This window comes from Arcicella sp. LKC2W (assembly GCF_034931005.1).
Taxonomy (GTDB): Bacteria; Bacteroidota; Bacteroidia; order Cytophagales; family Spirosomataceae; genus Arcicella.
In genome coordinates this window covers 79,880-94,900 of record NZ_JAYGIN010000022.1, presented here as the reverse complement: position 1 = coordinate 94,900, position 15,021 = coordinate 79,880, and the positions used below count along the sequence as shown (strand labels likewise).

At 37.0% G+C, this 15,021-nt stretch carries 8 protein-coding genes; all 8 read right to left on the bottom strand.

Features of this window, described 5'->3' with window-relative positions:
* Positions 1-287 precede the first annotated feature (287 nt).
* The 8 genes from VB796_RS17915 to garD all read right to left on the bottom strand — a co-directional run bounded on the left by VB796_RS17915 (position 288) and on the right by garD (position 15,014).
* Positions 288-2,372: a hypothetical protein gene (locus tag VB796_RS17915; protein WP_323347952.1), complete on the bottom strand. Its 2,085-nt coding sequence runs from the start codon at positions 2,370-2,372 to the stop codon at positions 288-290.
* A 10-nt stretch (positions 2,373-2,382) separates the two neighbouring features.
* Positions 2,383-4,851, bottom strand: a complete 2,469-nt coding sequence (locus tag VB796_RS17910; RefSeq protein WP_323347951.1) for a glycoside hydrolase family 2 TIM barrel-domain containing protein — start codon at positions 4,849-4,851, stop codon at positions 2,383-2,385.
* Between the two features lie 6 nt (positions 4,852-4,857).
* On the bottom strand, positions 4,858-7,704 hold the full coding sequence (locus tag VB796_RS17905; protein WP_323347950.1) for a glycosyl hydrolase: 2,847 nt from the start codon (positions 7,702-7,704) through the stop codon (positions 4,858-4,860).
* 108 nt (positions 7,705-7,812) lie between these two features.
* Positions 7,813-8,202: a hypothetical protein gene (locus tag VB796_RS17900; protein ID WP_323347949.1), complete on the bottom strand. Its 390-nt coding sequence runs from the start codon at positions 8,200-8,202 to the stop codon at positions 7,813-7,815.
* A gap of 934 nt (positions 8,203-9,136) precedes the next feature.
* Complete coding sequence (locus VB796_RS17895) at positions 9,137-10,699, bottom strand: aldehyde dehydrogenase (NADP(+)) (protein WP_323347948.1); 1,563 nt, start codon at positions 10,697-10,699, stop codon at positions 9,137-9,139.
* Positions 10,700-10,715: 16 nt separating this feature from the next.
* Entirely contained in the window at positions 10,716-11,621 is a 906-nt protein-coding gene (kdgD, locus tag VB796_RS17890) for a 5-dehydro-4-deoxyglucarate dehydratase (RefSeq protein ID WP_323347947.1), read from the bottom strand.
* Between the two features lie 442 nt (positions 11,622-12,063).
* Positions 12,064-13,359 carry an enolase C-terminal domain-like protein gene (locus VB796_RS17885; RefSeq protein ID WP_323347946.1) on the bottom strand — a complete coding sequence of 432 codons (1,296 nt, stop codon included), beginning with the start codon at positions 13,357-13,359 and terminating at the stop codon, positions 12,064-12,066.
* A gap of 134 nt (positions 13,360-13,493) precedes the next feature.
* Positions 13,494-15,014: a galactarate dehydratase gene (gene garD, locus VB796_RS17880; RefSeq protein ID WP_323347945.1), complete on the bottom strand. Its 1,521-nt coding sequence runs from the start codon at positions 15,012-15,014 to the stop codon at positions 13,494-13,496.
* Between the last annotated feature and the right edge of the window lie 7 nt (positions 15,015-15,021).

Below are 15,021 nucleotides of genomic sequence, written 5' to 3'. Positions count from 1 at the left end.
AGTTATGTCAACACTTTTGAAAGTCATAGAATCTAAAAATGGTTATAAAGCGAATCCGCAAGAGGACACCGTTTTTTATGTACCAATTCTATCATAAGGGAAATTGTAAAAAATAACGTACCATATTTGGCTTGGACAAACTTCCCGAAAGTTTTAAACTTTCGGGAAGTTCAGCGGCGAATAGTTGGTACTTTTAATTTTACAATTTCCCTAAACTAATTCATCCTTTTCATTGAACTGATAATATTAAAAAAATTGGTTATCATTCGCCAATAATTTCAAAATACTTACTCTACCACGACTCTCACTCGTTCAAGATTTTGAATTTTAGCAAAAGGTGAGTTATCAACTTTTCGTTGAGAAACTCCCCGAAGCGTAACAAAATAAGTCCCTTTCTTTTTAAAGGTGTATGCAGTGTTCAAAGTCACCTTAGAGCCTTCTGAATTTACAGACTTTATGATTCCTTTCACAGGGAACTTACCCTCTCCGTCAAAATCCCATTCAGCAGAAATAACCTTTCCAGCATTTTCTGGCACGTCAATGATAGCCGTAAAATTGACAGGCTTACCGATTTTTGTTTTTGTACTAACGGTACCGTCAGCTTTAAGTACAATTGTTGGTTGGATTCCTTTACGTTCTTTGGCTGTTGATGGAACAATTACTTGTCCATTATCAAGTTGATAAGAAGTGTTAGCTGGCGGGCTAACACCCTTCTCAACCCATGTACTCAGGTCTCGTAAGGCTTGTTGGAGTACACCAAGATAACTTACGAGATGAGTAGGGTCGCCTGGATTGGTAAAATCGGCATGATTGGCATGGTCGGTAAACCATACTCGGAAATTATTATCAATATTTTCTCCCAAATTTTCTTTTACTTTTGAGCGATACCAGTCTGCTTGCCACGGAAAAGCTTCGCTATCCCATAAGGATTCTAATAAAATCATTTTTCCTTTAAACTTACCCGATGGTAATACCCCAGAAGCAGCTCTTGTAAATAAAGGGCCTAATTGCATGGGGCGTTGCGGATAAAGCGGTTTACCATCGGCATCTCGAAACTGATTCCATACAGTATATTCTTTACTCGGTACTTGATGACGATGATAAGTTTGTGCCGCAAGAAAATTAGAATTATCAACCTGTACTTCATCTCCTATTTGAATAGAAGCAAGCACTTTGGGGTCAGTTGTGCCAACAACAATTTTATCCCCAGAAATTTTTGAAAGAAATATCTTTTTGCCTATTGCTACACCCGTTTTAATGATAAGGTCACCACCCAAAAAATCAACATCTGGCAAAATATCTTCTATTTGGAAAGCCACAGGCATCGAACCTTCTTTTCCACCTATGTTTTTCCATGCGGCATCGGCACTTCCACGAGCCTCTCCTGCCGTAGGTGCAGGAACTAAGCCCATTTTACCACCTTCTTCGGCAGTAATAATCATCTTTATTTTACTCTTTTGTTGAATGCGTGCTTTTAGTAATGAGGCAGTTGGATTAGCTCCAAGATAGCCTTGAACTTTCCAAAAATCTTGAAAATAGGGAGCATCAGCCATTGACATTCCTTGATAAAGAGCCGCAAAAGCATGAATTCCCATAGTTTTATAATTAAACCATGCTTTGGTAGGAAAGCCCATTTGTGTTACTTCTTTCAAGGCTTCTCTTTCTTCTGCATTCAACCCAGCATACATATCGCCACTTCCTCCTGGTTCTAAGGCATCCACAATTTGAGGAAATTTATCCTTTAATACTCTCATTGCGTGCATACGAACACTAAATACATTTGGAATAGCCACAGGTGAACCTACCACAAAAGGAACTGCTCCGTCCCAAGTATTGGTATTTTCTATTGCTCCGATAGTTCGATAAGCTCCGCCACTACCCCCAAAACAATAGCCATACGTGCGATGTGACCCATAGATTTCTGCTGCTTTTATTCTCGAATATTGAGCTGCCGCTTCATTGGCCTTAAAAGCTACAATTAAGGCATCTTTTCCAAAACCAGCCGCAGGGTCTGTAATTCCACCACCATTGGTTTCTACAAAATAAGCCCCACTGGCAATCGAAAAACCAATTTTGTCGCTCTCGCCTGTTGCACCTTGCGAAAGATTTTCATTATCAGGAACGGGCGTGATATATTGGAAAAAACGCCCCTGATATTGTTCTTTTACAGGAAAATAAAATGAAAAACGTGTTTCTGTACCTTTAAAACCACCATGAATATAACGGTGCTTTACTGGTTTTTCACGCCATTCGTCAATGTCTGTATAGGGATTTTTAAAAATTGGCTCTGTAATAGATACTTCTTGTGCAAAAGAGAGTTGTCCTGCAAATAGTACAATACAGCCAATGATTATGCTAATTGATTTTTTCATTGTCTAATTTTTAATAAGTTTTGATTTTTATAACCCCACTTTTCAGTCCTTGTGCCTCGGCTTTTATGATAGTTTCGCCTGATTTCCCCGTTGGTTGAACAATCGCTAACCCTCTTCCTTGAAATACCTTTTTCTCTGGTTTCTGGAAACTTGACATATCTCTTGGATTAGCATTTCCTACGCCTATAATTTTACCATTTCCTTCAATATTGAATTTTACTAAAACATTATCTACCGATGGAACAACATTCCCAAATTCATCCACGATTTCTACATTGATGTAGGCAAGGTCATTTTTACTGGCATTAATCGTGGCTCTATCGGGTTTTAAGCGAACAGCTACGGGTTTTCCTGCCGTTGTGATTGTTTCAGAAGCCACTTCTTTATCTCCTTCATAGCAATGAGCGATTAATTTTCCAGCTATATAAGGCACTTTAAATGTGGTAGTTATCGAACCTTTTTCAAGCGTTTTTTCTGCAATGATTTTTCCATTTAATTCAAGTTTTACGCTTGAACTTCTCGTAAAAACTCTTACTTGTAAAGAGTCATTTTCATGTCCCGTCCAAGTCCAAGATTTTAATTCATCTGGAAATCCATAAAAGCCCGTTTGTTCTTTGTATCCTTTTGGTAAAGGACGATGCACCATCATTTCAATTTTACTTCTTCGCCAAACAACATCTAAATAATATGATGCCGATTTTTTGTTACCAATCAAATCTAATTCTCCCGTGTATGAATTAAATATGGGCCATTGTGGCGACATAAAATCTTCTACAAAGCCATTCCATTTTTGATTTGTTCCTTTTGTTCGAGCCAAGCCAATGCCTGCTTCGCCCAAATAGTCGATGCCTGCCCAACTAAAAACTCCAATGACATAAGGATTTTTTTCAACTGCATTCCAGTTTTCTAATGCTTTTGGTGGAAAATATTCCGTAGCCATCATCACTCTTTTGGGAAATTTTTGATGGTCTTTTTCATAATATTGCATAGCATAATTGTAGCCTCCAACATCAAGCGGAGCAAATGAAGGAGCTGTTTCATCCCATTTTTTTCTTTTCATCAACGGAATATGAAATGGAATTGCTGCCGTTACAGGTCTGCTTGCATCTAAATTCCGCACAAAATCAGCTAATTTTTTAGACGTTTCATAACCCAAACTATCCACAACTTCAGGAATTTCGTTTCCAATACTCCACATAATGATTGAGGGATGATTTACGTCTTTTTGAATCATGGAAGTCAAATCTTTTTGCCACCAATCTTTGAAATAATCGGCATAATCATCGGGCGTTTTGTTGATGTTCCACATATCAAAAGCTTCATTGATAACCAAGATTCCCAATCTATCGCAAGCGTCTAAAATCTCAGCAGAATACGGATTATGAGCAAAACGAACGGCATTGTAACCATTATTTTTTAGTAATTCTATCTTTCGTTCTTCGGCTCTATCAATCGCCATCGCCCCAAGTACGCCGTTGTCATGATGAATACAAGTACCTTTGAGTTTTATGCTTTTTCCATTTAACGTAAAGCCCGTTTCAGCATCGAAATGAATACTTCTGATACCAAATTTTTGGGTGTATTCATCAATGATTTTGCCGTTTTGTTTCAAAATCATGTTGGCTTTATACAAATTGGGATTTCCAATATCCCACAGTTTGGGATTTTTAAGAATAATGGTTTGCTCAACTTTATTTTCCTTAGAAAGTTGCGTTGTATTTGTCGCAACTAATTTATTATCAGTCGAATACAATTCTGTCGTAAGTGAAATGTCAGCTATTAAATTTTTAATTTTTGTCGAAATAGAAATTTCTGCTGATTGTTCCGAAACCTTACTTGAAACAATTTGAACACCCCAATTTTCAATCTGTGTTGGATTAACGATATTTAGCCAAACATGACGATAAATACCCGAACCTGAGTACCAACGAGAATTATCTCCTTCGTTTTTCACTTCAACAGCAATCACATTTTCCTTACCAACAGGATTTAAAAAAGCCGTCAAGTCATACCCAAAAGCCGTATAGCCATTTGGGTGATTTCCTAAATGATGCCCATTAATCCAGACATCTGAGTTCATATAAACACCATCAAATTGGACATAAACCTTCTTGTCTTTTGCTGATTTATCCAATACAAAGTGTTTTCTGTACCAAGCCGTTCCACCCACTGTAAATGCCGTAGCATTTTTACCAATAGCATTTTTGTAAAAGGGTCCCCGACTGGATAGTCCCCGACTGGATAGTCCCCGACTGGTATCAGTTAGACTTTCGGTTAAATCTTCAATACTCCAATCGTGTGGAACATCCAATTTTCGCCAGTTGGAATCATTAAAATTGGTGGCTTTTGCGTCAATTCCTTTGCCTTTTTTAAATTTCCAATTGGCATCAAATGGCTGATTTCTTCCTGTTTTTATTTGAGAAAAAGCGGCTTGAAATGAGCATAAAATAATGATACTGAGTACTACGCAAATTTTCATGTTTTGTTATTTAATTTCTAATATTTTCACTTCACCTACCAATCCATTCGACATCAATTGTCCATCTGATTTTTTGAATTGTTTATAATGTGGATTTCCTTTTACGGCTTCGCCAATAAAATGGTTCAATAACGTTGGTAATACCCTGATTTCTATTTGATTAATACCACTTTTCAAGTATTTACCAATCGCTAAACGATAAGGCGAAATGATTCTTTTTCCTGCCCATTTTCCATTGATAAATACTTCGGCGGTATGATATACTTTGCCCAAATCGAGAAAATAGTTTATGTCAGAATCAACGCCTTTTATGTCAAATGAACTTTGATAAATCGCTTCTGTACCGATGTATTTAAAGGAATCATTGGTTTTCCAGTCGAATAAAGCACTATTACTTATTTTCACCGTATCTGCTTGAATCGACCATTTATCAATGGTTAAAAGCGTTTTGGCATTTGTTGGATTGATTGGGACTTTTGAAAGCGATGATTTATCAGCCATTGACTTGGTAGAAGCATACAAAATAACCGAACTATAAGGCGGAATTTGATAGTTTATTTTCGACTGATTGTCATTTTGTGTAATTGTGCCGTCTTCTGCATTCATCCAATAGCTTTCTATATATTTTTTATCCAAAGACAAAGACATTGTTTGCCATTGGTCGCTTTTATTCCAAATAAATTGAATACGGCTTCCATCGCTCATTTCTCGTTGAATTTGACGAGTAAAATGGTATAAATCGTTGAACTTTACGCTTTGTTTCAAAGAAGCAATCCAAGCATCAACTTGCTCATTTTCAACAATTTGAATACTATTTTTCTGTTGAATTGCTAATTTTAAAAGGGTAGCTACTTTTTTGTCATTTTCGGCCCAATTTAGAAAAGATGGTTGCTTGGTAGGCAAAGAACCTGCATTTAAAAAACGCATTCCTTGACTCGCCAATTTGGTAATTTGTTGGGCTGATTGGAGTTCAATTGTTGAATTCTCTGATAAAATAAGAGCTTGATAAATATTACCTCTAATATTGATTTGTTTGTCGTTGGTAAGTTTGGCTTCTTGAATAGATTTATCATTTACCCATTCCCAAGTAATGCCTTTTGCTTCGAGTTGGTTAATAATTTTCCATGTTTTTTCTGCCCATTTACTTTTTTCATCTGCTTGTTCTTTGGCTTTTTTCAAAGGAGGTTCAATGCCAGAAATTTCTCCCATTGTCATAATTTCCGTTGGGTTTTCGGGCATTTTATCAACATTCATGTAAGGAAAATAGATTAATACATCGGTTTTAGCTTTGCCAGCTCTCAACGCATATTGTGTCCGTTGGATGTACTGATTAAGGTCTTTTTGATATTTCCAGAAAATATCACTTTCGCCAAAATGAGAAGAAAAATTGACAGGTAAAACAGCACTTGAAAAGGGATACCAACCTTCTTTAGCAAAATCCTTTGGAAAATAGCGATAAGGAATGCCATGATAAATAATTTGATTCGCTCCTGCTGCAAACAATTTATCTACCGCCAAACGAGTTTTTTGTGGCGTTGTCATATAAGCTCTATTGACAAATACAACCGATTCGGAAGAAACAAGCGGACGATTGTACAAATGAGCTCCCGAAGAAACAATCTTCATATTTGCCTCCGAAGCCAACATACTTTCCATTTCTGGAATAGAAGCTAAACCAGCAATTGCCATCATATCCATGTTCAAACCATAAGTCTGAGTACGGTGCAATAAGCCTTGTTTTTCCATGAAATCTTTACTTGTTTTCAAGAAATGTTCTCCCAATAATTCACTCAACGTAAGGTCATAGTCATGACGAATACGAGTGTCTAATTCAGCATCAAACGTAAAATCTTTGGGAGCATTTGGATTGGCAAACGAAACATAATTATAGCCCCGTTGCATATTTGCCGACAAATAAGGCACAGGGTCATAACCACGATGTTTTTTAAACCAATTAATAAAGTCAACCGAGTAATGTCTGTCTGCTTTAAATTCATAGCTATCATTGAAAATGGCTCTCATCGGATTTCCAAAATATGGCTTTAAACCAGTACGTTCCCCAAATAAATAGTTGTATAACTTCAACACTTTTTCCGAATTAAAATGGTCAACAACATAACCCTGTTTTGCTTCAGCAGTCATTGTCATCTCGCCACTTGGCAAACTCCAATAAGCGATTACCTTCCAGTAACCAACTGGTAATGTACACGTTACAGAATCATTTACAACTTGCTGAGTAAGAATTATAGTTGAATTAATATCCAAAGGTGTTGTTCTAAGCGATACATTTTCTTTTCCTCCAGCAATCTGGGTTGCCACTACCGCCTGTAAAATAGAACTTCCAATTTTACTGGAAACTTTGGGCAAAGCTACCGTTAAGCGTTTTCCCCCTTCTACGGTAATTGCATTAAATTTCAGATTACGAAAACCGTCATTTCCCTGTAAAATTGAACTACCTGCTGGCCAACCACTTCCGTTAGTCATGTCAATAATGAGTCCTCTTTTACGAGCTTCTTCCATAACGGATTTTACGTTTTCGTAATAGAGTGGCGTGTCCCAACTGAAAATTTTATCACGATTTTCTGGCGTAATGGGCATACCCAATTTTAGGGTTTGTATTTCTACACCTGCAAAAGCATTATCGGCAAAAAGATTGATTTCTCTTTGTAATTCAGGGACATTCACATCATTTCCAGACCACCACCAACGAGCCATAGGCCCGAAATTTTGACTCGGTTTTTTGAACGTTGTAGGATTGAAATTGTATTTTGGAAACCAGTTTTGGCTTTGAGCAGTATTAAAACCAAACATTAAAATAAATATTCCCAAGAAACTGTATGAAAACCTTAACATCATTTTCGTTTTTTTACAAATGAAGTATATCCTTTAATTGGTAAAATGGATATCCTGTTAGGAGCAAGTAAAAAAGGCAGGTTTTAATCTCTGCCTTTCAAGAATATTTCACTTTTTCACTCTTTTTGCTTTCGCATCAAACATTCCCATCATCTGACCTTTCAAGTTATCATCATCTTCTTTTTTCAAAGGTAAACTTACGTCATAACCAGATGCTGAAAATGAAATTTCGATTTCTCCATCTTTTTCTTCAATGGCGGTAATCGGAATAGCTGCTTTTGTAGAGTCAGTCATATCCTTTAATTCACCTGTTAATTTCCCTTCCTTACGTACAAGAGTCGTTGCCATTTTACTGTCTCCATTGGGCGTACCGAAAATGGTAATCTCCCATTTTCCTACAAAAAAATCTGCTTTGGGAGCAGGTGATGAAGTTTGTGAAAAACCATTCATTACGATTCCGAAGAATAATGCGATTAAAATAACACTTGCTTTTTTCATTGGTTTGTTTGCGTTTTGTTGCTGGGTGGCACTCCACCACGATTTTGGATTCTAATAATAATTTCGAAGCAAAGGTAAATTGTTTTTTCTTATTGTCTATTAAAAAAGACAATAAAGTTTAATATTATTTTATATTTGAATATTCATGAAATAATAGTAAACTTTAAAAGGAAGGAAAGCGTAACATTGTAGCAATATTTTCAAAAAATTAAATAGGTAGGTACAAAGAACAAAACGTTATTCAAAAGCTTGTTCTCTTTCGATTGTCATTGGTTTTTTATCAATTTTGATAAAGAATGTAGGTTTACTTAGTTTTGACAGGGAAGCTGTTTAAACTTACGCAATTATGTCAATTCTTGATTAGATAGAATCTTATCGTCTGGTCGAGCTACCCCGTCTGACTATCGTCTGACGGAGTTGAACTTTACACGCAGTCAGACGGTGCAACTAAGAAGAATTATAAGTTCTATTCCTAAGAAATCTCAAAAGTTTAAACAGCTTTAGTACACTGTTTAATAAGTTATTTCAACTTCCCGAAAGTTCTAAAACTTTCGGGAAGTTCTCCAATCAAACATTTTAGGATGAAAATTATTCAGAAAACTTATTAAACAGTGTATTTAGATACAACCATCACTATTTCAGACAATTGAGTGGGATTTTGAATACTCCGATGAAATTGAACAGATACAAACGATTTACATTGTTACTCACTTAGCTTTGATATTCCAATGACATTATTTAGTATGTAAAGTTGTATAATTTTAGTTATGTTAAATAAATGCATGCTCCAATCCTGCGGTTGCTTTAAGAGGTACAGAATCTATCATGGAACATTATCAGAAATAATAAAAACCAAAATACCCATTTAACCAAAAACCCAATACAATCAAATTTTGAGCGTATTGGGTTTTATACTTTTATAATAAAGCAATTTTTATTTCACGGTTTGTCCATCAGTTAATCTCCAAATATTGAGAGGATTATCCGATTTAAGTTCGTCAGGCAATAAAGAATCTGGAAAATCTTGAAAACAAACTGGACGAGTAAAACGGGTAATACTGCCAGTCCCAACCGATGTACTTCTCGAATCAGTTGTTGACGGGAACGGCCCGCCATGAACCATAGCATGACAAACTTCAACACCCGTTGGAAAACCATTAATGATAAGACGACCTACTTTTTGTTGAAGAATTTCCAAAAGGTCTTGATATTCATTCAAATCGTCTTCATTTCCAAAAACGGTTGCAGTCAAATGCCCAGAAAGGGATTTTGCCACAGCTAATAATTCATCTTTTGAATTTCCTTCAACTACAATACTCGTTGGTCCAAAAATCTCTTCTGATAAATGCGGATTAGCAATCAATGTATCAATATCAGCATGAAATAATACAGGTTCAACGGCAGTAAAACCCGTTGGCATTTTACCTTTTCCGATTACTTTTGACAAGTTTTCTGATTTTTCAACGCCTTTTCTGTAAGCATCTTTGATACCAGAAGTTAGCATTACACCTCCGTTTGCTTCTTGAATTTGGGTTTCTAATTCAGTAATAAAAGCCTGATTTTTTTCCAAAAGTAACATTCCAGGATTCGTACAAAATTGTCCTACTCCTAAAGTCACTGAAGCCACAAAATTTTGAGCAATTGACTGAGATTTTTCCTGAATAATTCTTGGTAAAACAAACACAGGGTTTACACTTCCCATTTCGGCATATACAGGTATTGGCTCAGGACGTGCTACTGCTGTATCAAAAATGGCTTTTCCTCCTTTATATGAACCTGTAAATCCGATTGCCTTAATATTGGGGTGTTTTACTAATTCCTGACCAATTTCAAAACCATCATCAAAAAGTAGGGAGAAAACACCATCGGGCATATTAGTTGCCAAGGCAGCTTTTTGAATCGCCTGACCCACTAATTCTGATGTTCCTAAATGAGCGGGATGAGCTTTGAAAACCACGCAACAACCTGCCGCCAAAGCAGATGCAGTATCACCTCCTGCCACAGAAAACGCCAAAGGAAAATTACTTGCACCAAAAACGCCAACTGCTCCCAAAGGACGTTCCATTGAGCGAATATCGGGTCTGGCTAATGGCTGACGGTCTGGCAAAGCAGTGTCAATACGAGCATTTACCCACGAACCATCTTTCAATAGTTGAGCAAAAAGTTTTAATTGACCAATAGTTCTACCTCTTTCGCCAATGGCTCGTCCTTGTGGCAAGCCAGATTCTGCCATGTATCTTTCGGTAAGCGTATCACCCAAGTTTTCTATTTCTTCGGCAATTTTTTCTAAGAAAGTAGCTTTCTCAATTCCCGATTTTTTTCTATAAATCTGAAATGCTTTATCTGCTTTTTCAACAGCCATGTTTAATTCGTAGCGTGTTGCCTTGAAAAAATCTGTATTTAGATTTTCACCTGTACTTGGATTGATAGCTTTGAGGGTTATATTTCCCTCAGATGAACTGGCAAATCCAATAATATTTTTACCTGTTAGAGACATAATTGTCATATTACTTTTAAATACTTTGTGCAATAATTTTCTTCAATTCTTCTACTTCCGCCTCAGTAGGCATGGTAAGTGGCGGGCGAACATCCCCTGCACTTTTACCAATCAATTTTGCCCCTGCTTTAATCAAACTTACGGCATATCCATTCTTTTTACCACGTAATCTAACCAATGGAATATAGAAATTTTTCGTAATTTCTTCAACCGTTGCTGAATCTCCCGCTCGTAAAGCTTTATAGAATTTATTGGCTAATTCTGGTACAAAATTAAAGGCTGCCGACGAATATGTATTTACTCCGATTGATAAATATGCTTCTGCAATAATCTCAGCGGTTGGTACTCCTCCGATGTATGAAAGGCGTTTTCCAACTGTTTTGATAGTATCATTCAAATCTTGCATATTACCTGTACCGTCTTTTAAACCAATAAAGTTTGGACAAACATCTGCTAATTTTTTGATATAATCTGCCGATAAAACACCGTTTGCTCTGTTGTAGTAAATTACTGGTAATGAGGTATTTTGCATAATCGCTTTGGCATATTCAAAAACGCCATCTTGTGGGCATTCTGTTAAATATGGAGGAAAAAGCAAAAGGGCATGAACGCCTGCTTTTTCCGCAATTTTTGCATAAGCAATAGCTTCTGCAACACTTTTCCCAACACTTGAAATAACAGGAACACGTTCTGCCACAACTTTTACAGAAATATTCACGATTTGCTCGTATTCGTCTGCCGTAATTGAAAAAAATTCACCTGTTCCACCTGCCACAAATACCGATGAAACATCATGACTAACAAACCATTCAACACGGTCGGCAAAAGTTTCAGCGTTAAATTCGCCATTTTCTTTAAAATCTGTAATTGGGAAAGAAAGAAGCCCGTCTTCGAGCGATGATTTTATTTTAGATAATTCCATTTTAAAATTAGTTACTTATAATTGAGAATTTATTCCTTGTTATTGGTGGATTTGTTATTGGTTATTGGTGAATTGGTTATTGGTTTATTGGTTATTGGTAAACTGGTTTATTGGTGGATTGGTTATTGGATATTACTCTATTACTGATGTTACGCAAGATTTAAGGTTGAGCATCTCCGATGCTATTTTGACCTCTACTTTTCTTTCTACAAAGGTTATACTTCTCCGAAGTAATTATATCGATACTACTTCGGAGAAGTACAACCTTTGTAGAAAATGCAAAAATGATAGTCTTAGCATCGGAGATGCTTAACCTTAAAGTGTGCGTAACATCAATCTATTAGATGTAACCAGTTTACCAATAACTAACCAATATACCCGTAACCAGTTTACCAATAACCAATAAAGCAGTAACCAGTTTACCAATCTACCAATAACCAATCTACCACCTCGTTGCTTTAAATTTCCATTCTGGTTGGACTTTTTGCATTTCTATTTCGTCATTGCGTTTTGTCAGACCACACTTTTTATAATTTTCGTGCAGTTTTGCTAAAGCAACTCTGTCTAATTCTACCCCTAAACCTGCTCCCGTTGGTACTGCCACAGCTCCGTCTTCAAACTTCATTCTTCCACCCACAATAATTTCATCCGACTGCCAAGGATAATGCGTATCCAAAGCATAACGGAAATTTGGAATTGCTGCACCCAAATGTACCATTGCTGCCAACGAAATGCCCAAATGAGAATTGGAGTGCATGGATAAATCTCTTCCAAAGGTTTGACAAATACTCGCCAATTTCATAGAATCCTGCAAACCGCCCCAAAAATGGTGGTCAGACAAAATAATATCTTCCGAACCCAAAGTGTAACTGCTTGGAATATCCTCAAAAGAGGTCGTACACATATTAGTTGCCAATGGCGTTTTGAGGGCTTTTCTAACCTTTGCCATATTTTCTTGTCCACGGCATGGGTCTTCTAAATACTCCAAAATCCCCTCCATTTCTTTGCCATATTTGATAGAAGTTTCCACCGTCCACAGAGCATTTGGGTCTAATCGTAATGGTGTATTTTCGCCAAATTCCTTGTGCAATGCTAAAATGGCATCAACTTCTTGGCGTGGTTCAAAAGCACCACCTTTCAACTTAATAGACTGAAAACCAAACTCCTTACACATGGCTTTAGCTTGAGCCACAATCTCGGTTGGATTTAATGCACTTGCTTGGCGGGCGGCATCCCAACCTGTGGCATTGGGGTCTGTTCCAAAGGCTAATTCTCCGCCTGCTCCTTCGTATTTATAAAATAGATAGGCAGAAAAAGGTACGGCATCACGACGTTTGCCACCCAATAAATCAACAATGGGACGATTTACAATTTTTCCGATAATATCCAAACAAGCGACCTCGATGGCACTAAAAATATGCACCAAAGTACGCTGATCCCAAGGAGCATCGCCTCTGTCTGACATTTTATCTATTCCAAAATTGGCAACCAAAATATCCCGAATTTGATTGAGTTGAAATGGGTCTTTGCCGATGATAAACTGTCGACTTTTTTCAAGAGCTTTGTCAATGTCAATATTTCCAGGAATCTCACTAATTCCACTAATATTATCTTCTGTAACAAGTTCCACCACAGTACGTAAAGCATACGGAGCGTGAAGTCCAGCGGCATTGAGCAATGGAGGATCAACTACTGCAATGGGCGTAATATGGAATTCTTTTATTTTAGGAAGTTTCATGGTTTGTTATTGGTTATTAGTGGATTGGTTATTGGTGGATTGGTTATTGGTTCAGTTGTGATTGGTAAAGGGTTATTCTAAGATACCATTTCCACCAATAACTAATAACCAATCTACCAGTAACCAATTACCACTTACGTCAATGGGCCTGGGTTGAATAACACTAAATCGTTATATAAACCTAATTTATCAGTAGCTACCTTTTTGTTTCCACTGGCTATTTCGAGGATGAGGTGGAATAATTCCCAACCCATTTCTTCAATGGTTTTGATGCCAAATGCAACTGGACCTGCATCAAAATCAATTAAATCATGCCAACGGTTTGCCAATTTTGAGTTTGAACTCACTTTAATAACAGGAACCATATTTAGTCCATAAGGTGTCCCACGACCCGTTATGAACACGTGCATATTCATACCTGCGGCTAATTGTAAAGTTCCGCAAGCAAAATCACTGGCAGGTGTTGCCACAAAATTCAAGCCTTTTTTACGTATTTTTTCACCTGGAGAAACAACATCTACAATTGGACTTAGACCCGATTTTGCTACCGAACCAAGTGCTTTTTCTACGATATTACTCAATCCTCCCCCTTTATTTCCCGGTGTTGTATTGGCACTTCTGTCAGCTTTTCCAAAATTTAGATAATTGTCGTACCAAGCCATTTCATATTTTAGTTTTTGAGCAACTTCTTCATCAACAGCTCGTGGTACAAGTAAATGAATAGCATCACGTACTTCTGTAACTTCTGAGAAAAACACCGTTCCGCCTGCCTTTACAATTAAATCAGCTGCAAAACCAGAGACAGGATTTCCTGTTAATCCCGAGAACGCATCACTACCGCCACATTGCATTCCAACTACTAAATCTGCGGCAGAACAAGTTTCTCTTGTGCGTTGATTGAGTTTTTGCAAATGCTTATCAGCCATTTCCATGATGCCATCAACCATTTCATAAAATCCTTCAAAACGTTCATCTTGTAGATAGAGAATGGATGACTGACTATTATCGTCTGGCAAAAGACGTTCTGGTCGTAGTTTTTCACAACCCAAACCAATAATCATAATTTCACCCCCAAAATTGGGGTTTTGGGCAATGTGTTTAATGGTACGAATAGGAATAATTGCCCCAGGTGCATCAATCGCAATGCCACAACCATAACTATGATTAAAGGCTACCACATCATCAACATTGGGATAAAGTGGTAGTAATTCTTTCCTGATTTTATTTTCGATGAAATTGGTAATTCCTGCTACACATTGTACACTTGTGGTGATTCCCAACACATTTTTTGTACCTACGCTACCATCAGCATTTTTGTAGCCTTGAAAAGTAAACCCTTCTAATAGTTCTATTGGTGGAATAGTCGGTTTTTCATAAGGAATATCCTCTAAATTAGGAGGTTGCGGTAAACTGATATTACTTTCATTTATCCAACTTCCTTGTTCTATGATTCGATTTGCATAGCCAATTACTTGATTATAACGAATAACGGCATCACCTTCTTGAAGTGTTTGTAATGCCACTTTATGCCCCATTGGCACATCTTCAATCAACTCAATTCCATCTAAAACAATTGCTCCACGCTTCAATCCTGTCGGATTAGCCACAATTGCCACATTGTCATTTGGCGTTGTTTTTATTACTATATTTTGCATTTTTTTA